The following is a 25,024-nucleotide window of genomic DNA, read 5'->3' on the forward strand; positions in this document are numbered from 1 at the left end:
TTCACTCCTTTTAAATGAATAAATCAAAAATATCAAATGCTAACGTAAAGCCTGCATCATGTAAAAAATTACTCATATTTAATGCCTGTAAAAATAATAAGCTGTCATTGAATTGTTGAAGCTGATCATTTTCAATCAAGTGCTGTAGCACAAATTGTGTTGCCGTCATCAAAGCAAGCGAGGGCTCTAACGCAAACAGGCTCAGCTGCTTCAGTTCATTATGCAACATCATAACATCACTAAGCACATCCTCATTCGCGCGTGTCAGTGCAAGCATCGCAATAAATGGATAAAAATTACGTCGCACCTTTACGTTTTCCCTTTTTAAATGTGCTCGAATCGCAACAACATAGTCTATTAACAATGGCTCAAACTGTACATCATACATCGTTAATAGCTGTGACATCGCTTGTAGTGCATCACCGCGCTTAAAATCTTGTTGTATAAGCGCATCATAATAACGACGCATCGTCTGACCTTGTAACTTAGCGTCTGCTTGCTCTCTCGTTAATAAAACTGCATACGGAATATCATCTTTACCAGTCAAAAATTGATGTTTCTTTTTCATCTCACTATGTAACTGCTTGGCACGCTTAGCATGTGCTTCATCGATTAAAAATAGCGCGGCAATGGATTGATAGGTGCTGCTTGCAAAACCCGCTGCTTCAAGATAACGCTCATTTTGCGCTATACGCTGGATTTCTTGTTCGGTTTGATCATGTAAAATCAGATGCGCCGCTACTTTATAGCTTAGAACCGATTTAGTCGATACAGTAGAAAAGAATTCGATTAGCGATTGTTTTACAGCTTTTCGTTGCAAGTTTTTCATTTGTGCTTCAAATTGTATACCATGAAACGTTTCACGTGAAAATGTATATTGCACGGCTAGCGGCACTTTTATGGCAGGTGTTATGTCTGCACTAAAAAATAGTGACATTCTTTCATAGTTTTGCTGAAGGCTTGTTATAAAATGATTCTTGTCCATAGCTTCACACTCCTACGATTCATTATACGCCTAATTTTTTATCATGAAAAAAGACTATGCAAAATCGCATAGCCTTTTCGTAATTTACGATGAAAGTTGCTCTAGCTCTTCTTTAGAAAATGCCCGAGATCTAGATAAAAAACGCTTCCCTTCCACACCTTCAAGTGAAAACATCCCGCCTCTTCCATCCACAACATCAATAATAATTTGTGTATGTTTCCAATAATCATATTGATTTTTGTGCATATAAAATGGGCTTCCACCAAGATGGCCTAACAAAATATCTTGTTTTCCAACAATTAAATCCCCATCAGGATAACACATCGGTGACGATCCATCACAACAGCCACCTGATTGATGAAACATAATGGGACCATGACGAACTTTTAACTTGTCGATTAGCTGCAATGCTTCTTCGGTTGCGATAACACGTTCAACCAAATTTCCGCACCTCCTCTTTCTTAGAAGAAGCCTAAGCGGTTTTCATCATAGCTTACTAATAAGTTTTTCGTTTGTTGGTAATGACTAAGCATCATCTTATGATTCTCACGTCCAACACCAGACATTTTGTAGCCACCAAACGCTGCGTGTGCTGGGTAGGCATGGTAGCAGTTTGTCCAAACACGACCCGCTTCAATACCACGTCCGAAGCGATACGCTGTATTCATATCGCGCGTCCAAACACCAGCGCCTAAGCCGTATAATGTATCGTTCGCAATTTCAAGCGCTTCTTCTTTTGTTTTAAATGTTGTAACAGCTACTACTGGACCAAAAATTTCTTCTTGGAAAATACGCATTTTGTTATGTCCTTTGAATACTGTTGGCTTAATGTAATAACCTTCTGCGAACTCGCCGCCAAGATCATTTTTCTCACCACCACTTAAGCATTCTGCGCCTTCTTCTTTCCCAATTTGTAAATAAGATTGGATTTTTTCCATTTGCTCAGACGAAGCTTGTGCACCCATCATTGTATTTGGATCAAGTGGGTTTCCTACTTGAATCGCTTCTACACGCTTTAATACTCGTTCCATAAATTTATCATAAATTGATTCTTGAATAAGCGCTCGAGATGGACATGTACATACTTCCCCCTGATTAAGGGCAAATAATACAAAGCCTTCTACTGCCTTATCTAAAAATGCATCATCTGCATCCATTATATCTTCAAAGAATATATTAGGTGATTTCCCACCAAGCTCTAATGTTACAGGAATTAAATTTTGTGATGCGTATTGCATAATTAAGCGACCTGTTGTCGTTTCACCAGTAAAGGCAATTTTACCGATACGTGGGCTCGATGCTAACGGCTTTCCTGCTTCTAAGCCAAAACCATTTACAATATTTAATACTCCAGGAGGTAATAAATCTCCAATTAACTCAGCTAGTACTAAAATTGATGCTGGTGTTTGCTCAGCCGGTTTAAGAACAACACAGTTTCCAGCAGCAAGTGCAGGTGCTAGTTTCCATACCGCCATTAGCAATGGGAAATTCCAAGGAATAATTTGCCCTATTACTCCAATTGGTTCATGGAAATGATAAGCAACTGTATTTTCATCTACTTGGCTAAGAGAACCTTCTTGTGCTCTTAATGCACCAGCAAAATAACGGAAGTGATCAATCGCAAGTGGCAGATCGGCATTTAATGTTTCACGCACAGCTTTACCATTGTCCCAAGTTTCTGCAACAGCTAACATTTCTAAGTTCTGTTCGATGCGATCTGCAATTTTTAACAAAATATTACTTCGCTCTGTGACCGACGTTGTGCCCCAAGCATCTTTAGCCGCATGAGCCGCATCTAAAGCTAATTCAATATCTGCTTCTGTAGAACGGGCAATTTGTGTAAATACTTTACCTGTTACTGGTGTAACGTTGTCAAAGTATTCACCATTTGCCGGTGCAATCCATTCGCCACCAATAAAATTGTCATAGCGTTCCTTAAAATGTACAAGTGCACCATCCGTATTTGGATTTGCATAAACTCCTGTCATTACATTAACCTCTGCCATTGAAAATTCTCCCCTTTTCTTAAATAATGGTGATCATACCTATTAAATTTTGTTTACGCTTACATTCATGCCGAAAATGATCTGTAATAAAATAGGTATCTTCTATTCTTATATTGTCAGAAAAGTAATTAAATTTCAAATATTAAACTACAATTTACAGAATTTTAAAATTGTTTACAAGCACTCTTAAAGAAATCTAGACACAATTACACCAAAACATAATGGATATAGCTCATAACAATTAACCTCCGAAGTGAATTATTGTATACTGAAGATATTCTATTAGTAGGTGAAAAAATTATGCGTATCAATAAATTTTTAGCAGAAACAGGCATCATCTCTCGTCGTGGTGCAGATAAATGGGTAGAAGAAGGTCGAGTAACGATTAACGGTGAACTTGCAACAAATGGTAGCCAAGTAGAAACTGGTGATCATGTTTGCGTAGATGGTAAACCAGTACAACGTGAAGATCAACTAGTATACATCGTGCTCAACAAACCAGTTGGCATTACAAGTACAACCGAAAAACATATCGAAGGAAATGTCGTAGATTTTGTCAATCATCCGCTACGTATTTTCCATATTGGGCGTTTGGACAAAGATTCAGAAGGGTTATTGTTATTAACAAATGATGGTGACATCGTAAACGAAATTTTACGTGCAGAAAACCATCATGAAAAAGAATATGTCGTACAAGTTGACAAGCCGATTACCGACAAGTTTTTACAGGAGATGCGTGCGGGGGTAGAAATTTTAGATACAAAAACATTGCCTTGCCGTGTTGAAAAAATATCCTCACAAGTATTTAAAATCATTTTAGAACAAGGTCTGAACCGTCAAATTCGTCGTATGTGTTCGGCACTTGGCTATTCCGTAAAACGTCTACAGCGTATTCGCATTATGAATATCCATATCGGCAACTTAAAGGTGGGTCAATGGCGTGATTTAACAGACAAAGAACGAAACGAACTTTTTACACTACTCAACTACACACCAAAGCAATAAGTGATGCCTATTGGGATTTAGATGATATTATTACAGCCATTCATAAATTGTAGGCAAAGAAAAGCAATATTTCCATTATGAAATAGAGCTAGCATTAAAATATCCGAATGATGATGCTATCATTTGGTGATTATATTGATAAAAGCGAGCCAAACTTTTAAGTTTGGCCCGCTTTTTTAAAGTTGTTCAAATGCCATTTTTTTAATTATCACTTCATGCTGCGGATAGATTTCCAGTAACTGCTGCTGTGTAAACAGCTCAAAATCTTCAAAATCAAAGCCTGGTGCCACCATACAGCCTACTAAGCCAAATGTATTTTCCTCCTCAACCGAAGAACCAAAGATTGTCCCCTTCTCGACTAAAATTTGTGGTTGCTCACCGTTCTCAATATTTAATCCTAATTTCTTTGCCTCATACGTACCGTCCTCATAAATCATATGGATAGTTAAAGCACTACCACCGTGGTAATACCATACTTCATCCGATTGAAGACGGTGCAAATGTGAAATGTCCTGCGAGCGTAGTAAAAAGTAAATGCTCGAATAAAGTGGACGCTCTCCATGCGCTAAGATTAGCTTTTCATTATCACGCATCGTTGAACGGTAAAAGCCACCTTCTGGATGTGGTTCTAGCTGTAGTGCCTCAATCAATTGTTCAATCGTTTGCATAAAAATCGCTCCATTCAAAAAAGTTCCCTATAAGCTTATAGCTTACAGGAAACTTCGTCAAAGTTACAGTCCACCCAGATATGCTGCTTTTACTTCTTCACTTTCTTGTAGCTCTTTTGCGGTACCGGAAAGTACGATTTTACCCGTTTCTAAAACGTACGCGCGGTGTGCTACTGAAAGCGCCATATTGGCATTTTGCTCTACTAGTAAAACGGTTACGCCTTCTTTATTAACCATTTCAATGATGTTAAAAATATTTTTTACCATTAGTGGAGCAAGACCCATTGATGGCTCATCCAGAATAATTAGTTTTGGTTTTGCCATTAATGCGCGGCCCATTGCTAGCATTTGCTGCTCACCGCCAGATAATGTACCCGAAAGCTGCTTGCGACGCTCTAGCAATCGTGGAAACAGTTCATAAACATGCTCTAAATCCTTTTTGATACCGTCCTTATCTTTACGTAAGTACGCACCAAGCTCTAGATTTTCTTCTACGCTCATATTTGAAAATACGCGACGCCCTTCTGGAACATGCGAAATCCCTGCTTTTACAATCGATTGTGCAGCCTTACCGTCAATCGCGGTGCCTAAATATTCAATCGAACCACGCTTTGGCTTGAGTAATCCTGAAATCGTCTTAAGAAGCGTACTTTTTCCAGCACCGTTCGCTCCGATTAGTGTAACAATTTCACCTTCATTTACTTCGAGGGAGAGCCCTTTTAAGGCTTGAATATTGCCATAGTATACATCGATGTCATTAATTTTTAGCATATTATTCTGTAACCTCCTCACCTAAGTATGCTTCAATAACTTTTGGGTTTGAACGAATTTCCCCAGGTGTTCCTTCCGCAATTAGTTGCCCATGGTCTAATACGTAAATCCGCTCACAAATTCCCATGACTAAGTGCATATCATGCTCAATTAAAAGAATCGTTAAATCAAATTCCTTACGAATAAATGCAATTAACTCCATAAGCTCATGTGTTTCCTGCGGATTCATACCAGCAGCTGGCTCATCTAGTAATAGCAACTTTGGCTTTGCAGCAAGTGCACGAGCAATTTCTAAACGACGTTGCATTCCGTATGGTAAGTTTTTCGCTAACTCATCACGGTAGACATCTAAACCAAAAATTTTTAAAAATGCTAGCGACTCCTCTTCCATTTTCACCTCACCTTTAAAGTGACTCGGCAAACGGAAAATGCTCGAAATTAAATTGTGCTTTGCTAAGCCATGATTCGCTACCTTTACGTTGTCTAACACAGATAGTTCTTTAAATAGACGGATATTTTGGAATGTACGGCTAATCCCTTGGCGCGTTACTTTATAAGGATCTAGTCCGCCAATTGATTTACCGTCAAATGTAATTGTTCCTTCCGTTGGAGCATAAACACCCGTTAACATATTGAATGTTGTTGTTTTACCAGCACCATTTGGCCCTATTAGTCCGATTAACTCGCCGCTGTTCATGTGGAGATCTACATTTTGCACAGCCTTTAATCCGCCAAATTGAATGCCTAATTTATCTACTTTAAGAAGTGTACTACTCATACACGAGTACCTCCTTTTTTACCGAACTTGAAAAATTCTGTAATCTCTTTCGTGCCAAGTAATCCCGTTGGACGATACAACATCACTAAAATTAACACTAAAGAATAAATAATCATACGCGTTTCTGGGAAACCTTGTAAGTATGTTGAAACAATTGTTAATAAAATTGCGGCAATGACAGAACCCGAAAGACTTCCTAAACCACCTAATACTACGAAAATCAAAATATCAAATGACTTTAAGAAACCAAATGCAGTTGGCTGAATTAAATAATAGTTATGCGCATAAATGGCACCAGCAACCCCTGCAAAGAACGAACCGATCGCAAATGCGACTACTTTGTAATATGTTGTGTTAATACCCATTGCATCGGCTGCAATTTCGTCTTCACGAATCGATATACATGCGCGGCCATGGCGTGAATTCGTAAAGTTCGCAATAACTAAAATTGTAATAAATGTCCCAAAAAATGCATATGTCCATGTCGATTGATGTGTTACCGATATACCAGCCGCACCTCCAACATAATCCACGTTTAAAAACACAATACGAATAATTTCTGCAAATCCTAATGTCGCAATTGCTAAATAGTCCCCCTTTAAACGCAGTGTCGGAATCCCAACTAAAAGCCCCGCGAGTGCCGCAACAACTGCACCAATTAAAATAGCTGTAACAAATGGTAACCCTAGCTTCATTGTACAAATGGCGGAAATGTATGCACCTACCGCTAAGAAACCAGCATGACCAATCGAAAACTGCCCAGTAATTCCGATAATAACGTGTAAACTTACCGCAAGCATAATGTTAATACACATCGCGATTAACATGTTTTGATAGTAGAACGCAACGAACCCGTTGTTGATTAATAATTGAACAACAACATAAATGACAAGTGCTAGAACGGCATAACCCCAAAAGATTTTTGATTTTTTCATGCTGCTCACCTACACTTTCTCGCGCGTATTTTTTCCGAAAATACCCGCTGGACGAATAATTAATATTAAAATTAAAATGACAAATGCTGCTGCGTCGCGCCATAACGAATAACCAAGCGCCGAAACGATTGTTTCTACGACACCTAATAATAAACCACCAACCATCGCACCTGGAATAATTCCAATACCACCTAATACGGCTGCGATGAACGCTTTAATCCCAGGAAGCATCCCCATTAATGGATCGATACGTGTGTAGTAAATACCAAAGATAACCCCTGCTGCACCAGCTAAAGCAGAACCGATCGCAAATGTTGCAGAAATTGTGTTGTCTACATTAATCCCCATTAATTTTGCTGCATCCGCATCATGAGATACTGCACGCATCGCTTTCCCGATTTTTGTTTTGTGCACAATGAATTGTAATAAAATCATTAAAAAGATTGATATTGATAAAATAAAAATCGAAAGTGTACTAATTTGTACGCCGAAAATTTCAAAATTCGTTTTTGAAAATACATTTGGATAAGCTTCTGGTGAGGCACCACGGAAGAAAATCACCGTATACTCAATTAATAATGACACACCGATTGCTGTAATAAGTGCTGCGATACGTGTAGCATTACGCAGTCGCTTATAGGCAATACGCTCAATAATAACCCCAATTACTGCACAAAGAATCATCGCTAAAACAAGCGCTAAGAAGACATTCATTTCCCAACGTGCAATGGCATAAAAGCCAATGAATGCACCAAGCATGAATACGTCACCATGGGCAAAGTTAATTAATTTTATAATTCCGTATACCATCGTGTACCCTAATGCAATTAGCGCGTAGATACTACCTATCGAAATTCCATTTACTAGCTGTTGGATCCATTCCATACACTTCACTCCTTTTTTTAGTTATTGAAGTATGTCCACATAAAAAAGGGAGGCTAGTTCCGCCCCCCTTACTTGTAAAAAATTAAGGATTTACTTTAGAGTTGAACTGTTGCTTACCGTCTACGAATTCTAGAACTGTTGCTGATTTTACTGGGTTGTGGTTTTCGTCAACTGTGAATGTACCTGTAATTAGACTTAAATCTTTTGTTGCAGCTAATTGTTTTTGAATTGCTTCACCTGTAATATCACCATCAACACGTTTGATTGCATCTACGATAAAGTAAACTGAATCATAACCTAAAGCGTGGAAGGCATTTGGCGCTTGATTGTATTTATCTTTAAACGCTGCAACGAAATCTTGAATTTTTGTATCTGGATCTTCAGATGAATAGTGGTTTGTGATGAATGTGTTGTTTAACGCATCGCCACCTGCTAAATCCACTAATGTTGGTGAATCCCAACCGTCAGCACCCATTAATGGCACTGTAATACCTAATTCACGAGCTTGCTTAACGATCAGGCCAACCTCCTCATAATAACCAGGGATGAAGATGAAGTCTGGGTTTTTACCTTTAATGTTTGTTAATGTTGATTTGAAGTCTACATCTTTTGCAACGTATGCTTCTTCAGCAACAACTGTACCGCCGTTCGCTTCGATTGTTTCTTTGAACGAAGCTGCCAACCCTTTTGCATAGTCAGATGCATTATCCGCGAAGATAGCTACATTTTTCGCTTGTAGCTCATTTGATGCGAAGTTTGCCGCTACTGTCCCCTGGAATGGGTCGATGAAGCAAGTACGGAATGCATACTCATTTACAGAACCGTCTTCATTTACTGTTACATTTGGTGCTGTACCAGAAGCTGTCACGATTGGCACCTTATGTTGATTTGCAATTTGTACAGTCGCCACTGAGTTACCAGAAGTTGCTGGTGCTAACATTGCAACTACTTTTTCTTGCTCTGCTAAACGAATTGCTGCAGAAGTTGCTTCCGCTGTTTCTGATTTATTGTCAACTGGGATATATTCAATTTTCTTACCATCAATGCCGCCAGCAGCATTAATCTCTTCAATTGCTAATTTAGCACCATCGTTAATAGATGAACCATAAGATGCTACAGCGCCTGATAATTCTAAGTTCGCACCGATTTTAATTACATCACCTGATGCTGAATTACCACTACCACCCGATGAAGTTGAACTAGAGTCGTCTGTACCGCATCCCGCTAAAGCCCCAGTTAACATTGCTGTTGCAATAAATAAAGAACCATATTTTTTCATTTTGTTGTGCTTTGTCATCATTGCATCCCCCTACTAACGCTTAATTGTTTGATATTTCTGATAATTATAATCAATTTAACTCATTATCACAATCTATTTTTATAATTTTCTGAATAAAAAGTTTCATTGAAATAAATTGTAGCAATCCAACTTCTGTATTGTAATAGAAACATAATATTTAGTCTAGTGTGATTTTTCAGTTAATTATGTAAATTTAGATTTTACTGAACTTAAAATCAAATACTTATTAATATTATGTAGAAATTTAACCCAATATTTATGGTTGCAGACGAAAAATTATAATGCGTTCATTTTCATTTTTTTCATTGCGTAATTTTATATTCAAGTAATAATCTAGCCCTAAATCTTGGTGCAAATAGTGCAAGTAATCGGGAGATGGATAATACAAAACAATGTCGATTGTACGGGTGTATTGCTCATAGGATTTTAAAATTTTGCTCATGAACTCACGAAATACGTGAATTGAAAAGGGGTTGAAGAAGAAAAAGACTTGATCTTTCCCCTGAATTTGATAAGTTTCTGCTACCATGTTATAAAACTGCAACGATGAACGCTTTTTCCCTGCCTTTTTCAAATATTGAGCTGCATTATGTTCAGCTTCTATAAAAAATTTTGGATCCATTTCAATACCGATGGCTGGAATATCAAAACGGTGATGTACATAAATAGGGACACGTCCTTTGCCACAGCCAATATCTAAAAAATTGGCTCCCGGAGGTAACGCATATACTTCAAACAATTGCTCTAACCCACTATACGGTGTCGGTTCATAGCGATGATATTTTGCTAATTTCGGAAATCCATATTGGAATCCTGTTGTTTCGATATTTAAAAATTTATCAAATTGTTGTTCATTCATTAAAAAAACTCCTCAAAAAAACAGTCCTGTAAACAAGGGTTTACAGAACAGTTTTCAATTTACTATATTATTTCTGGTGAAAAGTTGGCTCATACATCATTATTTTGAAAATAATCGATTTTCCTTCTTGTGAAGTTTTTATGGTTTAAAAATCCTTTTTCTCATGCTCAAGTAACCACTCTTTTCGCCAAATACCACCTGCATAGCCTGTCAGTTTACCACTTGCCCCTATAACACGATGGCACGGTACGATAATACTAATTAAATTTTTACTATTGGTCATCCCTACTGCTCGCACTGCTTTTTCATTACCAATTTGTTGGGCAATTTCTTTATAAGAAGCCGTTTTTCCAAAGGGTACGGTCGTCAAAGCCTGCCAAACACTTGTTTGGAATTCTGTTCCGTCAAAATGGTATGCGACCGTGAAATCCTTTCGTTTGCCATTGAAATATTCATCTAGCTCCCGATAACAAGTATTTATAATTTCAGGCATTTGTTCCACTTGTTTATGTTCTACATGCTCTCGTTCTGGAAATAAAATCGAAGTTATATGTTTTTCTGTACTTGTTATCTCAATAATTCCAATTGGTGAATCATAATCTACTTTATATAGCATAAAATATCCTCCTGCTATGAATTATATTTCCTTCTACTATAGATTCATTTATTCCAATCAATTACGCTGAGGCATAATTTGTGCTTTGACACCCGCTGAAAAAAGGTTAAAAAAGAACCTTTAATCTCTGAATAAATTAAAGGTTCTTTAATCATTATTTATTTAAGCCTAACGCTTCAGAAGTTGTTTCTTTTACTTCTTGTAGAAGTGCTGTATTTTCAACTAAGTTTTGACCGTAAGCTGGAATCATTTCTTTAATTTTTGCTTCCCAAGTTTTCATTTCTTGTGGGAAACATTGTTTAATTACTTTTAACATAACCGATACAGCTGTAGAAGCACCTGGAGATGCACCAAGTAATGCTGCGATTGACCCGTCTTGAGAGTTAATTACTTCTGTACCGAATTGTAATGTACCTTTACCAGCGTCTGTGTCTTTTATTACTTGTACACGTTGACCTGCTACAATAATCTCCCAATCTTCGCTCTTCGCTGCTGGTACGAATTGGCGCAATTCTTCAATACGTTTTTCTTTAGATGCTACAACTTCTTTTACTAAATAAGTTGTTAAGTCCATGTTTTTCGCACCACAAGCAAGTAATGTTACTAAGTTGTGTGGTTTGATAGATGCGAATAAATCCATGTATGAACCTGTTTTTAAGAACTTCGGAGAGAAGCCTGCGAATGGTCCGAATAATAATGATTTTTTGCCATCAATGTAACGTGTATCTAGGTGAGGTACTGACATTGGTGGAGCACCAACTGCCGCTTTACCATATACTTTTGCATGGTGTTGGTTAATTACTTCTTCATTGTTACAAACTAAGAATACACCTGAAATTGGGAAACCACCGATGTGTTTCGACTCAGGGATACCTGATTTTTGTAGTAACTCAAGGCTACCACCACCAGCACCTAAGAATACAAACTTTGCAGTGTGGTATTCAACTTTACCGCTGTTTTTATCATGAACTTTAACTTCCCATAAGCCGTCTTTTGTACGCTTAACATCAAGAACGCTGTGGTTGTAGTTAACACCTACGTCTTGTTTTTGTAAGTTGGCAATTAATGTACGAGTTAACGAACCGAAGTTTACGTCTGTACCAGAATCAATTTTTGTAGCTGCGATTGGCTCGTTTGATTTACGGTCATTCATAATTAACGGAATCCATTGTTTTAGTGTTTCTGGATCGTCAGAGTATTCCATACCTTCGAACAATGGGTTAGCAGTCATTGCTGCATGTCGCTTCTTAAGATACTCTACATTGTTTGCACCTTGTACCATACTCATATGTGGTAGAGGCATAATGAAATCTTCAGGCTTTTCGATTTGACCTGTTTTTACAAGGTGAGACCAGAACTGTAAAGAATCTTGGAATTGCGTATTTACATTGATTGCTTTAGTAATATCGATTGTTCCATCTTTTTTCTCACTTGTATAGTTTAATTCACATAAAGCAGCATGCCCTGTTCCAGCATTGTTTAATTCGTGAGAACTTTCCTCACCTGCTTTTGCTAACTGTTCGAACACTGTAATTTTCCACTCTGGTGCTAACTCTTTAAGCATTGTACCTAAAGTAGCACTCATAATTCCGGCACCAATTAAGATAACGTCTGATTTGATATGCTTGTTACTCATTTTTACCTTCCCTTATATATATATTAAGATTTTTAGAATTTTGAAAGCGCTACCGTAAATTATCGACAACATAATATTGGCAGAGACCTACTTATTCTATATCAATTATTACCTTATTGTAGTGTAACACAATTGCTAAAAGATTAAAATATATACAGAATGCTTAGCTGTAAGGTATTGAAAAGCACATCATTTACGAGAAATCTACCAACAATTGTGAGCATTTTTTGTCTTGTAAGAGTTCAATTGTTTTTATTTTCTGTATTTTCTCGCTGGGTATTGTCATTTTTTGTACCATCTATAATAGGAACGTAACCTTGTTATTGAACTGGCTTACCTGTATATTTTTCAAAGCCTTTATATGCATTGTTTTTATGTCAACGCTTTACAAGCCATGCAAATAGTTTGCGCTGTAATCAAAATGGTATACCGACAACTAATGTATTTTGCATTGATAAGATGAGAGCCGTATGCGCATATTTTTAGGATTGCCTTTTGATCCTTCGGCTATTTCTAAAAATGTAATTTGTTCTCCTGTAATTTGGTGTTTTACGGTACGATTAATATATTTAGTTTGCCCTCGTATATTACTTTTTGCCAATCGTAACATATTATTGAGGTATTCTTGATATATATAATAGAAGTTATTTTATATAATAAGGGAATTAGAACAATCATTGTGACAAATGTAAATAGTTTTAAATGAACATTAATACTAGTATTAATAATAAGTAAGATAAGGGGGATTTTTATGAAAATTTTTACGGATAGTGGTTCAGACTTACCAAAATCATATTTTGATAAGGAAGATGTGCATCTTTTCCCGTTACGTGTATTAATGAAAGGTGTCGAGTATGATGACGTTATTGGCATCTCAAATGATCAAGTATACGCAGCAATTGCAGAAGGCGAAATTCTAAAAACATCACAAGTTTCATTAGAAATCTTTTTAAACGCATTTGAACAACTAGCAAAATCAGGCGAGGAAGGGATTTATATTGCCTTTTCTTCAAATTTATCAGGTACTTGTCAAAGTGCTTTTTTAGCAAAAAATCAATTACTTGAAACCTACCCAGATTTAAAATTAGCAATTATCGATACAAAATGCGCTTCTTATGGACAGGGCTTAGTTGTTAAAGAGGCCGTACGTTTAAATAAATTCGGCGTAACTTTTGACGACGCTGTTGCACAATTAACAGATATGGCCGATTCAATGGAACACCTATTTACAGTTGGCGATTTAAATCACTTAGCAAATGGTGGCCGTATTTCAAAGACAAGCGCTTTTATGGGTGGCCTACTGAATATTAAACCGATTTTAAATATTGACGATGGAAGGCTTGTCCCACTCGAAAAAACGCGTGGCTTTAAAAAAGCAATACAGCGTATGATCGCCCTTATGAAGGAACGCGGCGGCGACTTCACAAATAAAACTGTCGGTCTATCTCATAGTAATGATGAGGAATTAATGCACGAAGTAAAGGTTGCAATCGAAGAAGCACTTCATCCAAAATCCATTGAAACGACAACAATTGGATCAGCGATTGGAGCCCATGTCGGACGTGGTACAATCGCCATTTTCTTCACAAACAAATAATGAAAAGCTAGCACAAATACAGAGTGTGCTAGCTTTTTTCGTTAAATGAAAAAAATTGAAGCAAGTACGATGCCTGTAATCGCTCCTAATGCAATTCCGTAGCCAAATCCAGGTTCACCAAAGCCCCAAAAGCCAATACCGTAACCTGCACGATCTGGCATCAGCCAAACATTTCGATTATCTACATTTGTAATACGCCCAACATGTACATTTCCGCGATTATCCGTAATTCTGACACGCTTGCCGTGGTATTTACAGCACATGTCATAAGCTGCTTTTGAATTCATTTTTTCCCCTCCTTTCTTTTCCTACTATATGTATAAGCAAATCGCACACACGAGCCTATCGTCCAAAACATATAGTAGAACGAAGGAGGGATTTTTTGATAGTCCTCGATACGCAAAGTTTATTTCAAGATTTAACAGAGCGCGTCCAACATACCTATCCACTTGTTCAATCCATTTTCCCAAACACTCCAGCTAAAGCCGTACAATATGAGCTTCTCCAACAAGGATTGTTAGAAACAGGGGCACTTCCTTTACAGCTCAATGTATGGGACATTGTAAAACGGCAGCTCTATGATTTGATGAAGATGTGGGATGGCCCTAACACTCAGGTAGCTATTTTGCCAATGCGACATGGCTTTATGAAAAATGGTGTCGCCTATAAACACGGCATTTGTTTATTCATTTCAAATCATGTTTCTGTAAAAGAGCTTCACGCCCTCATTACCCATGAATATCATCATATTTGCCGACAACATTATCAGTCTGAATTGCCGACATTACTTGATTCCGTGATGATGGAAGGCTTAGCCGAACACGCTGTAGAAAGCCTACTTGGAGAACATGCCCTTAGCTCTTGGACGAGGCGCTATAACTTAGAGCAAGTAAAACATTATTGGCACACCCATTTTATAGATGCTTTAGCGTTGCGCGGCTTACATAATCATCAAAGTTATTTATTTGGTGACGCTTCCGGGCAACTCCCAGCACATATCGGTTATTGTGTCGGTTACCGTATTGTCGAAGCCTTTTTAGAAAAAAACGGCCCTTTGACTACTCATCAATTACTACAAATTCCTTCTGAACAAATCACTTTAGGAGCTGGGTTTCCACTCACCAAATGAACAAAAGCGTTAAAACGCACGTCTAGCTCCGAGTGGGCAAAATGCCACGTCCATGTGGCATGCTCTCAATGACTCACATCGTATGAACCTCAAGCTTTAGAGGGCCGACTAAAAAGTTTGTACTTTTTCCACAACGGAAAAAACCATTAAAACTCGTCTGTTGCCCTACGAATTTTAATGGTTTTCTTTATTGTTTTTGCGTTACTGGCGCTGGATAATCAAAGCCTTTTGTATCGACTTCGACTTTCTTCATTTTTTGATCTTGTAATGGTTTGTCGTTACCATCGCGCTCTGCTGCTACGATTTCGTCAACAACCTCCATCCCTTCGATCACTTTTCCAAATGCAGCATATTCACCATCTAGATGAGTAGCTGCTTCTGTCATAATAAAGAACTGTGAACCGGCTGAATTTGGATCCTGTGTACGGGCCATTGACAAGACACCGCGCTCATGAGCTAGCATATTTTCAAAGCCATTTGATGAAAATTCGCCTTTAATTGAATAGTCTGGACCACCCATACCTGTACCATCTGGATCGCCACCTTGGACCATAAATCCTGGAATGACACGGTGGAAAATTAAACCGTCATAAAAACCGTCTTCCACTAATGAAATAAAGTTTGCTACTGTATTTGGCGCTGTTTTTGGCTCCAATTCGATCACGATTTGCTTATCATTTTCCATTGTAATCGTTACAATTGGATTTTCTTTTACATCGTTTGCGTAATCGCTAGATGTTGTCTGCTCGCCACTATCCGTCTTATTGTTGTCACCACATGCAGCGATAATAAGCATAGCGATTGCAGTTAACATTAAAAGCATGTATTTTTTCATATTATTTCCACTCCTTTTCCTACGTAATTCAATCATACTTAGGAAGGTTTAATCAAGTATTCACATTCAATTATTTCGAGCACGTTCGAGCGCAGCAATATCGAGCTTTTTCATTTTTAGCATCGCCTCTGTTACACGTTGATTTTCCTCACGCGAACCCTTATTCAAAATAGCCCCTATATTGGCTGGTACAATCTGCCACGACACGCCAAAACGGTCCTTTACCCAACCACATTGTTCCGCCTCCTCGACATACGATAAATGTGCCCAGTAAAAGTCGATTTCCTCTTGATCCTTGCAGTTAATAATAAAAGACACCGCTTCATTAAAATGAAAATCAGCTTCCATTCCATTATCCATTACAACAAATTGCGTATCCTCTAGTTGAAAGCGCGCAAAACTTACACTAGCTTTCTTTGCTGGCACTTCCCCCTCAGCAAAATAGGCTATTTCCTGCAACTCTACAAATGGGAATAACCCTGTGTAAAAATGCAGTGCAACTTCTGCTTGTCCATTAACTTCATGTGAAAATAAGAGGCTTGGCGTAATTTTTTGAAGCACTTTTTCTTCAGGTACCAACATCAGTTGCCAAGACAGACCGTAGCGATCCTGCACCCATACATACCAATCACTAAACGGATATTCCCCGAGCGGCATCAGTTCTGTACCACCTTGTATTAACCCTGCGTACAATCGGTCCACTTCTTCTTTTGAATAACAAGCTACCATAAACGAAATGGAGGGGTTCAATTGAAAATATGGCCCGGCACTAATTGCTTGGAATTCTTGATTAGCCAGTTGAAATGTTACATATTCGGCATCTCCAGACGGTGTATTTTCAATGACCGTTTCATGCATAATTTTTGAATCATCAAATAAACTTACATAAAAGTTTGCTGCCTCTTTTGCTTCTTTATCGAACCATAAATGAGGAATGATTTTTGGCATTACGCTACTCCCTTTCCTTGAATATGCTATTAAAACCCACTTAATTAACTATCCATACCCTTACTAGTGTTTAAAAAATCCCATCTGTATTGACAATTTCCTGTGGGATTGCTTGTCCAACATCCCACATCTCAACGATTTTTCCATTTTCTATTCGTACAATATGCACAACTACTACCCCTACATCTTCAGGCTTGTGCTTTAAATGCGAGTACGTCATTACTTTATTGCCATCTTCTAATGTAAGCTTTACTGTAAATTGCTTATTTGGTGTCATCTTTGCACTTTCTTCCATTCCGCGCATTAAGGCCTCACTCCCTGCTGCAAAATACGCATTATGATGTACAAAATCTTCGCCTATATAAAGCTCATATGCCTTTTTCACTTGCCCATCTGCTACTAATTGTAAAAATTTTTTAGCGATTTCTTTATTTGATTCGTTTAGCATGCATTATTCCCCCTCAATTATAATTTGAATAACATCTTGTTCACATGGAGCATGCAAAAATTCACTTGGCTCCCCTAAACTGAGAAGCGTTAACTGATGCATCGCTCTTGTACAAGCTGTATAAAGTAAACGACGCACTCGCTCTTGTCCATAACGATATTTGGATGCATCATAAATCACTACAGCATCAAATTCAATCCCTTTTGCTAAGTACGCCGGAATGATAATCACGCCTTGCTCGTATTCGGCAGAACCCGGTTTCATAAGCTTTAATTGATCGATAGAACTAGCTAATCCTTCATATGCGTCTTTACTCTCTTGCGCAGACTGACAAATAATTGCGATCGTTGCCATCCCTTGTTGCTGCAGGGCTACAACACGATGCTGAATTTTTTCATGTAGCTGCTGTCTGCTTTGAAGTATTGTCAGCGTTGGCATGTCACCCGCTCGATTAAATGGAATAATTGCTTGTCCTTCTGGAATGAGCTGACGCGTAAATTCAATAATTGGTTTTGTAGAACGATAGCTACGATGCATCGCTAATAGTGTTGTTTCTTGCTCTCCGAACAGCTCGATTAAGTGCTCGAAATTATTGAGATGATGCGCATGTGAAAAAATCCCTTGATTAAAATCACCTAAAATCGTAAATTTCGCAGCAGGAAATAAACGCTTCAACACCTCAAATTGAAATGGTGCATAATCTTGCGCCTCATCAATAAAAATATATTTAATTTGACGGTTCACTTGCATACCTACAAGCCATTCTTTCAACAAAACATAAGGCGTTGCATCTTCGTACAACAATATCCCAGAAGCTAGCTGTTGCTTTGTAATATGACAAATTTCAGCCCAATGTTCAACTTGGGATATAGAAGTATTCTCGTCAAACAGCCCTTCATAAATAGCCGGTATATCGATAAATTCCAACGCCTCAATTGCTTCACGTAGCGGCTTAAAACGGCGTGCTACCAGTAGTTGTGTAAGCTGTTGTTCTGACATTTCAAATTGCTCTACTTCTTCACGCTTAAATCCTTTCTTTCTCGCAAAATAGCGACGTGCTTCTTCAAAAGCAACATCACTCAACAACTCCATTTCTTCTTGTACCCAATTCTTTGTCCGTTCATACTTCGCTCGTTTTTTTAATGTATTAATCAGTCCGTGTTGAATCTTTTCTAAACGGGCTGCAAATGGTAATTGCCCATAGATCATATAAAACTGTTGTGAAATTTCATTTGCAGAAACAATTTCTTCACCGCGGAAAACAATCGGTTTAAATTGCATGCCCTTTTCTGTTAAAGCTATAAAGTACTGTTCAATTTGAGCAAAAAATGCCGTTGACGCTTTATAGTGAATGGCAGCAAGTCGGCTATTCATCGTTTCTGTAAAAGAATTCGTCAACAGTGTTTCTAATTGTTCATACGCTGTTTCTAGCGTAAAATCACCATCAATACGCTGCTGCAAATATTCCTGAAATGTCGTCTGTTGCATATTTTCTTCCCCCAGCTCTGGTAAGACATTTGCTACATAGCTGTTAAACATCCCATTGGGAGAAAATAATAATACTTGATCGGCCTTTAAAGTGGCACGATGCTTGTATAATAAATAGGCTATTCTTTGCAAGGCTGCTGAAGTTTTGCCACTACCAGCTGCACCATGGACGATTAATATTCTCCCCTGTTCATGACGAATGAGTTTATTTTGCTCCCGTTGAATCGTCGAGACGATGCTTTGCATTTGCTTATTTGTACCTTGCCCAAGCACCTCTTGTAATAACTCATCTCCAATTGTCAGGCTTGTATCAAACATTGAAATTAGCTTGCCGTTACGAATTAAATATTGCCACTTCTTTTCAAGTTCGCCTTCTACTGTTCCACTCGGTGTTTTATAACTTACATGGCCTGGTTCATCATCGTAATACACACTTAATATCGGTGCACGCCAATCATATACAATAAAATCCTCACCGGTTTCATCCATTAGTGACGAAATTCCAATATAAATTGGCTCTGCATCATTCATACCTTGTTCCTTTAAATCAATTCGTGCAAAATAAGGAGCGTTTTGCATTTTTTGCAACGTACTTAGACGTTTTTTTACATGGTCATAAGTCGTTTCGCCAACTGCTAAAGCTTGCGTTTCTTGGCGTAAGTTAATAACGGTTTCTAAAAAGTCGTCAAATGTATCGGTATTAATTTTTACCTCATCCCAAAAATGACGTCGAATCGATACAACTTCTTGCTGACGCTTCGATGTTTCTGCTTTTAACTTTTGCGTTTGCTGATCCACTACCTCCAAAACATCCTGTAAATGTTGTTGCTCTTGCTGAAATAATGTACTCATCGCATTCACTCCTTAAAAATAGATACAAAATGATTGACGCACACATAATTTTGATGTATGATTAATATAGGGAAAGTATACAATAATTATAAAAATGTGTGCATATCTTTAATAAGATACCATATTTTTTTGTGATTCGCAATGATGATATTTCTAAATTAATGGGACCAATTCGAAGTTTTTTTCGATTTGGTCCCTTTTTTGAAGCCACCTGTACAAAAATAATTGGCTGAATCAATTTAAATTTTTAGCTCTTATAATTAAAAACGGAGGGCTTCGAAGTATTTTTTTAAAATTGGACACTTGTTGCAAAATTTCTCTTGATGGAATTGGTTCAACTACTTTTTCAATGGATAAGCCATTATTCAATAACGTATTAAATATTGTGGCAATAGACCTATGATACATAATGACACCATCTACTAACCAATCTTCCTTTCTTATCCCCTCTTCATGATAACGGTCCACCGCAAAATGCAGGATATTTCCATCTTCATCTGTTATCCAATTATCCTCTCCCATATTCGCCGTATAAATAGGGTGCTGAATTGAAAATAATAATACACCGCCTCTACTTAAGGCTGCACTAATTTTTTGAATGACATCATGCAAATTAGCCATATAGTGTAGAGCCAGAGAACTACTTATAAAATGAAAATGACCCTGTTGTAAAATTAAATCTTCAAAAGCAATCTTCATAAATTTTAAATGCTCTTGCTCGTGACGTTTTTTAGCCGTAGTAATCATATTAGCAGATATATCAATCCCTAAAACTTCTTTCGCGCCTTTTTGTATACAAAGGACAGCAAAATCACCAGCACCACACCCAATATCTAAAACGACTTGCCCTTGAAGATCTGGTACAAGCTGCAGAAAACTCGGTTGCTCTATTTGCTTGTTATAATTATATTCTCTCGCTCTAATTTGCTGGTACTGTTCAAAAAATTCGGTGTTATCATAAATGTTCTGTTTCATATCCATCAACCATTCTCATAACGTTATGATGTATTTGCGCAAAATTATTATCTCACCCTACCTTGTCCAAAAATAGACTTATAATTAAATATTTGGTAGGATGTAGATAGAGGCATGCCATCTTTCTTAAATTACACTTTATTATCTTCTGAAAATCGTATGACAGACAATAATCGAAAATATTTACTTTTGTAAAACAACACACTTTACCAATTAAATTTAAAGACCGATTTGAGATAAAACACGTCTCAAATCGGTCTATTGTTATTTTATGTGCGTTTCATAGATGTAGCATAATCCGTTACCTCTTTTAATGCCTTTTCTTCTATTGGAATTCGGACAGCAAGCATGAGGAAATTTAAAATTGTAAAAATAAGCGCTGTAACATAGGCATGGAATAGTAAAGGCAGCACTAAAATTTCAAGACATACCACTAAGTAATTGGGGTGGCGAATATAGGAATACGGACCTTTCACAACAACATTTGCCCCTGGTAAAATAATAATTTTTGTATTCCAGTACATACCAAGGGATACTAAGCACCATATTCTAAAAAGTTGCAATAACACAAATACAACTAGCAACTCATAAAATGGGACAACCATGGATTTAAAATACAATACTTCTATTAGAAGACTTATAAAGAAGCTGACATGTAACGCAATCATAAATGGATAATGAGAGGCCCCAACTTCATAGGCCCCTTTTGCCCGCATCAATTTTTCATTTCTTTTCGCAATTAGCAGTTCCACTAGTCTTTGAATGATAACGAAAACAAAAATGAAGTAAAAAATCAATTTATGCCCTCCATTCTAATAACACCGCTTCCCCACTAAAACCTGGACCCAGTGCAACAAGTAAACCTAATGGATTGGATTGATTTTCCTTGAGCATAAATTGCTCTAAAACATAAAGAACCGTTGGGGAAGACATATTACCATGCGTTTTTAATATTTCACGTGAAACACTTGTATGCATTTTTGTTAAATTCAGGGCATCCTCATAAGCATTCAATACTTTTTTTCCACCTGGATGTGCTACAAAATTATTAATTTGGCTTGATGAAATATTGTAACTACTTAAAAATTCATGAATAAATGGGCCAAGCCAATTTGAGATGATACCGGGGATACTTTTAGAAAATACAACATGTAATCCTCCGCTTTTCACATCCCACCCCATTACATCTTCAGAATTTGGCATCCATTTTGATTTGCAACCAAGGATGTGTGGGATAGCTCTTTCCTGTTCAAGCTCCACATCATCCCCACAAACAAGCACACAGGCCGCGCCATCTGCAAACAAAGATGTCCCAACTAAATTACTTTTTGTATAATCCTCTTTCTGAAACGTTAAGCTACAAAGCTCTACACAAACTACGAGCACTTTAGCGTTTGGATATGCTTTGCAATAGTCATATGCCCTACTAACACCAGCAGCTCCACCAGCACAGCCAAGTCCCCAAATCGGTATTCGAACAATATGCTCCGAAAAAGCTAAAACATTCATGACACGCGCATCGATGCTAGGCGTTGAAATTCCTGTGCTGCTGACAAAAATAATGGCATCAATATCTTTTGTAGCAATATCTTTTTGTAAAAATGAGCGATTAGCCAAGCACCGTTGAATGACTTCCACACTATACGCTGTAGTTAACCGAATATAAAGTTCATTACGCTCTTCAAATGTATGGTCCTCACGATACCAATCTGGTGGAACACAAAAATTTCGCGTTTCTATTTCACCATTTTCAAAAACCTTTAGTAGCCTTTCTAATCTAGAAATCTTGTGTTGAAAAAGCTCTTTTGTTAATTGCTCAATATTGGACTGAGCTAATGAGTATGGTGGCGTGTATGTACCAACCGAAACGATTTTAGGAATAGTCATTGCTCCTTATATTAAATACTTTCTTTCAATGTATTGATAAAGTAAGAGAAATATACAAATGCACTAGAAAATTTCCTTCTACTAATTCCACTTAGCCGTATTTTCTTATGCGGATTTCTTTGAAAAATTGATCTATACCCGTCCAATAAAAAATGCCCCCTTATCACTTACATAAGTAATAAGGGAGCATCCGTTTTATAATAACATCGCTACTAGGCGTACAAAATATCGTATCATGTTCGCCGTTGAAAGTAATGTACTACTCAATGTTATGTTAAAGTCACCTTACGGAAGTATTAATTCCACAAACCTGCTTTTTCTAATTTCTTTTTACCTTTAAACGCTAATAATACTAATAGCGCGTTTAAAATCAACATAATAGCAAGTGCATACAGTACTAGTGTATAGCTACCAGTAAACTCAAAGATAAAACCATATCCCGGTAATGCTACGATACCAGCAACTGCTAAACCAATTGCAGCTGTAGAATAAATTTGACTATATTCTTTGTTTCCAAATAATGCTGTTGTTAAAAGAGGCCCTAATGTTCCTAGTGATGAAACGATGAAACCAAAAATAACAATTGCGACGATAAACATTGTTTGATTATCAGGAACTGTTAGGAAAATACCTACTGGCACTAAACCTAATAACATCGCGAAAATCGCTGTGTTTTTTGCACCAATTTTATCACTTAATACACCAAATGATAAAGCACCAACTAATACACCGATTTGCATGGCACCTAATGCACTACCTGCAAATTTTATATCGTAGCCAACGCCCATTGCGAATGGTGCAAGATGCTGACTAAAGCTCGCAATCGATGTAATGATGAAGAAAAAACCAAATAAAGCAAAGAATGCGCTAGATTTTTTTGCAACTGCAGCTGTAATTCCTTTTGCCGTCTCTTGTTGAGAAGAAGAATCACCATTTGTTTTTACTTCGTCCATACCAACTGGTTGTAAACCTTTTTGTTGAGGAGTCATTCGAATAAATAATAGAATGATTGGAATAATAATTGCCGCTACAGCAATACCTGAAGCAATATATGAAAATCTCCATCCTTGGCTGGCAATTAAATTACCTACTGTTGGTTGAATGATTGCACCAAATACACCACCGATTGCAACCATAAGTCCGATTGCTAATCCATTATGCTTTTTAAACCAGTTATTGATTAAAACAGGTCCTGCCATTTGTGTAATAAAAATTGAACCAATTGCCATTGGAATACTGAATAAGTACCAGCCCCAAACTGAGCTCATGAATCCGAACATTGCGAATGAACCAGCCATTAAGATAATCGATACGATTAAAATTAAGCGGATATCATATTTCGCCATTAATTTACCTGCAATTGGTAAGAAAATCATTGTAACGATTGATGCGATACTAAAGTATAGTGTTAAGCTCCCCATACCAATACCTAAATCTTGAGTAACAGGTGCTAGATACAATCCACCTGCTGTCGAAATACCATTTTTACCTAGAGCGACCATTATAGATACGGCGATTAATAGTAACCAAGCATAATGGAACTTATTTTTTTGTTTAGTCATGATGAAATCCTCATTCCATAATTTATTATAGTGCCGTGTTACATGTACTTCACGCAACACGGCAGTTTGTTTGTCCTAAAAATAAAGTATACGAATTAACGTAATTTAATTGATCCGCCGTCTACCATGATTGTTTGACCAGTAATATAAGCCGAATCTTCACTCGCTAAAAATACTGCAACACGACCGATATCTTGTTCAACTTCTCCAAGTCTTCTTAGCGGAATTTTTGCAAGCATTCCTTCGTAATATTCTGGATTTGCTTCTGCCCATTGGATCATACCTGGTGATTTAGCGATTGGTGAAATGATGTTAACATTAATACCAAATGGGCCAAATTCGTTTGCTGCTACACGTGTAATACCGCGGATTGCTTCTTTAGCAACAGCGTATGAACCTTGATTTACATCTCCGTTAATTCCTGCACCAGATGCGAAGTTGATGATATTTCCTTTTGTTTCTTTTAAGTAAGGTAGTGCCGCTTGCATCAAGTAGAATGTTGGATAGAATCCAGTATTAAACGAGAAATCGAAATCTGCTTGAGTTGTATCTTCAATTGAGTTCATTCTCGAAGCGTGTGCATTGTTTACTAAAATGTCCAATTTGCCATATTTATCAATAACTTGATTTACAATGTTTCCTAAATTAGCGTGCTCTGTAAGGTCCGCTTGGATGAACATTGACTCTGGTTCAAGCGCTTGTAATGTTTTGACCGTTTCATTTCCTACTTCTGCATTTAAGTCTACAATTACAACTTTTGCTCCCTCTTTTACAAAGGCAGTTGCCATGCCCATACCAATACCGCCAGCGCCACCTGTAATAATTGCTACTTTTCCTTCTAATTTTTTCATTGCTATAT

Annotated in this window: 25 protein-coding genes; 3 read left to right on the forward strand and 22 right to left on the reverse strand. The window is 37.4% G+C overall.

All coding sequences use genetic code 11. The features are described from left to right. Window positions 1-10: 10 nt before the first annotated feature. The 3 genes from O7776_RS19940 to adh all read right to left on the reverse strand — a co-directional run bounded on the left by O7776_RS19940 (window position 11) and on the right by adh (window position 2,973). Window positions 11-985, reverse strand: a complete 975-nt coding sequence (locus O7776_RS19940) for a DUF4003 family protein (RefSeq protein WP_274308608.1) — start codon at window positions 983-985, stop codon at window positions 11-13. Between the two features lie 84 nt (window positions 986-1,069). After that, complete coding sequence (locus O7776_RS19945; RefSeq protein ID WP_241370701.1) at window positions 1,070-1,426, reverse strand: DUF779 domain-containing protein; 357 nt, start codon at window positions 1,424-1,426, stop codon at window positions 1,070-1,072. 20 nt (window positions 1,427-1,446) lie between these two features. Beyond that, a complete protein-coding gene (adh, locus tag O7776_RS19950; protein ID WP_274310554.1) occupies window positions 1,447-2,973 on the reverse strand; it encodes an aldehyde dehydrogenase in 1,527 nt (508 codons plus the stop codon). Between the two features lie 318 nt (window positions 2,974-3,291). Between adh and rluF the strand changes: the two genes are divergently transcribed. Beyond that, complete coding sequence (gene rluF, locus O7776_RS19955) at window positions 3,292-3,996, forward strand: 23S rRNA pseudouridine(2604) synthase RluF (RefSeq protein WP_241370700.1); 705 nt, start codon at window positions 3,292-3,294, stop codon at window positions 3,994-3,996. A gap of 176 nt (window positions 3,997-4,172) precedes the next feature. Here the strand turns inward: rluF and O7776_RS19960 are convergent, their stop codons facing one another. The 9 genes from O7776_RS19960 to O7776_RS20000 form a co-directional block, all read right to left on the reverse strand. After that, window positions 4,173-4,664 carry a cupin domain-containing protein gene (locus O7776_RS19960; protein ID WP_274308610.1) on the reverse strand — a complete coding sequence of 164 codons (492 nt, stop codon included), beginning with the start codon at window positions 4,662-4,664 and terminating at the stop codon, window positions 4,173-4,175. A gap of 63 nt (window positions 4,665-4,727) precedes the next feature. Next, a complete protein-coding gene (locus tag O7776_RS19965) occupies window positions 4,728-5,435 on the reverse strand; it encodes an ABC transporter ATP-binding protein (RefSeq protein WP_274308611.1) in 708 nt (235 codons plus the stop codon). A 1-nt stretch (window position 5,436) separates the two neighbouring features. After that, a complete protein-coding gene (locus O7776_RS19970; RefSeq protein ID WP_241370697.1) occupies window positions 5,437-6,213 on the reverse strand; it encodes an ABC transporter ATP-binding protein in 777 nt (258 codons plus the stop codon). Continuing rightward, window positions 6,210-7,148 carry a branched-chain amino acid ABC transporter permease gene (locus tag O7776_RS19975; protein WP_274308612.1) on the reverse strand — a complete coding sequence of 313 codons (939 nt, stop codon included), beginning with the start codon at window positions 7,146-7,148 and terminating at the stop codon, window positions 6,210-6,212. Before O7776_RS19975 ends, O7776_RS19970 begins: the two co-directional genes overlap by 4 nt. A 9-nt stretch (window positions 7,149-7,157) precedes the next feature. Continuing rightward, entirely contained in the window at window positions 7,158-8,033 is an 876-nt protein-coding gene (locus O7776_RS19980) for a branched-chain amino acid ABC transporter permease (protein ID WP_274308613.1), read from the reverse strand. Window positions 8,034-8,115: 82 nt separating this feature from the next. Next, a complete protein-coding gene (locus O7776_RS19985; RefSeq protein WP_274308615.1) occupies window positions 8,116-9,330 on the reverse strand; it encodes an ABC transporter substrate-binding protein in 1,215 nt (404 codons plus the stop codon). Window positions 9,331-9,589: 259 nt separating this feature from the next. Then, a complete protein-coding gene (locus O7776_RS19990) occupies window positions 9,590-10,192 on the reverse strand; it encodes a class I SAM-dependent methyltransferase (RefSeq protein WP_274308616.1) in 603 nt (200 codons plus the stop codon). Window positions 10,193-10,337: 145 nt separating this feature from the next. After that, entirely contained in the window at window positions 10,338-10,808 is a 471-nt protein-coding gene (locus tag O7776_RS19995; RefSeq protein ID WP_274308617.1) for a methylated-DNA--[protein]-cysteine S-methyltransferase, read from the reverse strand. A gap of 154 nt (window positions 10,809-10,962) precedes the next feature. Beyond that, a complete protein-coding gene (locus O7776_RS20000) occupies window positions 10,963-12,444 on the reverse strand; it encodes a malate:quinone oxidoreductase (RefSeq protein WP_274308618.1) in 1,482 nt (493 codons plus the stop codon). A 751-nt stretch (window positions 12,445-13,195) separates the two neighbouring features. On the opposite strand from O7776_RS20000, the gene O7776_RS20005 reads away from it, so the two are divergent. Further along, entirely contained in the window at window positions 13,196-14,041 is an 846-nt protein-coding gene (locus O7776_RS20005) for a DegV family protein (RefSeq protein ID WP_274308619.1), read from the forward strand. Window positions 14,042-14,082: 41 nt separating this feature from the next. Here O7776_RS20005 and O7776_RS20010 read toward each other — a convergent pair whose 3' ends face one another. Then, window positions 14,083-14,328 (reverse strand): hypothetical protein, encoded by a 246-nt coding sequence (locus O7776_RS20010; protein WP_241370688.1) that lies wholly within the window; start codon window positions 14,326-14,328, stop codon window positions 14,083-14,085. A 95-nt stretch (window positions 14,329-14,423) separates the two neighbouring features. On the opposite strand from O7776_RS20010, the gene O7776_RS20015 reads away from it, so the two are divergent. Further along, window positions 14,424-15,170 carry a DUF2268 domain-containing putative Zn-dependent protease gene (locus tag O7776_RS20015; protein ID WP_274308620.1) on the forward strand — a complete coding sequence of 249 codons (747 nt, stop codon included), beginning with the start codon at window positions 14,424-14,426 and terminating at the stop codon, window positions 15,168-15,170. A 187-nt stretch (window positions 15,171-15,357) separates the two neighbouring features. Here O7776_RS20015 and O7776_RS20020 read toward each other — a convergent pair whose 3' ends face one another. From O7776_RS20020 to O7776_RS20060, 9 genes are all read right to left on the reverse strand, one after another. Further along, entirely contained in the window at window positions 15,358-16,005 is a 648-nt protein-coding gene (locus tag O7776_RS20020) for a peptidylprolyl isomerase (RefSeq protein WP_274308621.1), read from the reverse strand. 66 nt (window positions 16,006-16,071) lie between these two features. Next, window positions 16,072-16,953, reverse strand: coding sequence for a VOC family protein (locus tag O7776_RS20025; protein ID WP_274308622.1), 882 nt, complete (start codon window positions 16,951-16,953; stop codon window positions 16,072-16,074). A 70-nt stretch (window positions 16,954-17,023) separates the two neighbouring features. Further along, entirely contained in the window at window positions 17,024-17,401 is a 378-nt protein-coding gene (locus O7776_RS20030) for a nuclear transport factor 2 family protein (RefSeq protein WP_274308623.1), read from the reverse strand. Window positions 17,402-17,404: 3 nt separating this feature from the next. Further along, on the reverse strand, window positions 17,405-19,741 hold the full coding sequence (helD, locus tag O7776_RS20035) for an RNA polymerase recycling motor HelD (protein ID WP_274308624.1): 2,337 nt from the start codon (window positions 19,739-19,741) through the stop codon (window positions 17,405-17,407). 234 nt (window positions 19,742-19,975) lie between these two features. Then, a complete protein-coding gene (locus tag O7776_RS20040; RefSeq protein ID WP_274308625.1) occupies window positions 19,976-20,722 on the reverse strand; it encodes a class I SAM-dependent methyltransferase in 747 nt (248 codons plus the stop codon). Window positions 20,723-20,985: 263 nt separating this feature from the next. After that, window positions 20,986-21,513 (reverse strand): isoprenylcysteine carboxyl methyltransferase family protein, encoded by a 528-nt coding sequence (locus O7776_RS20045; RefSeq protein WP_274308626.1) that lies wholly within the window; start codon window positions 21,511-21,513, stop codon window positions 20,986-20,988. A 1-nt stretch (window position 21,514) separates the two neighbouring features. Next, a complete protein-coding gene (locus O7776_RS20050) occupies window positions 21,515-22,597 on the reverse strand; it encodes a type III polyketide synthase (protein WP_274310555.1) in 1,083 nt (360 codons plus the stop codon). A gap of 302 nt (window positions 22,598-22,899) precedes the next feature. Beyond that, window positions 22,900-24,165, reverse strand: coding sequence for an MFS transporter (locus tag O7776_RS20055; protein WP_274308628.1), 1,266 nt, complete (start codon window positions 24,163-24,165; stop codon window positions 22,900-22,902). Window positions 24,166-24,260: 95 nt separating this feature from the next. Then, window positions 24,261-25,016, reverse strand: coding sequence for an SDR family NAD(P)-dependent oxidoreductase (locus O7776_RS20060; protein WP_274308629.1), 756 nt, complete (start codon window positions 25,014-25,016; stop codon window positions 24,261-24,263). Between the last annotated feature and the right edge of the window lie 8 nt (window positions 25,017-25,024).

The sequence above is a fragment of the Solibacillus daqui genome (assembly GCF_028747805.1).
In the GTDB taxonomy this organism is placed as follows: Bacteria; Bacillota; Bacilli; order Bacillales_A; family Planococcaceae; genus Solibacillus; species Solibacillus daqui.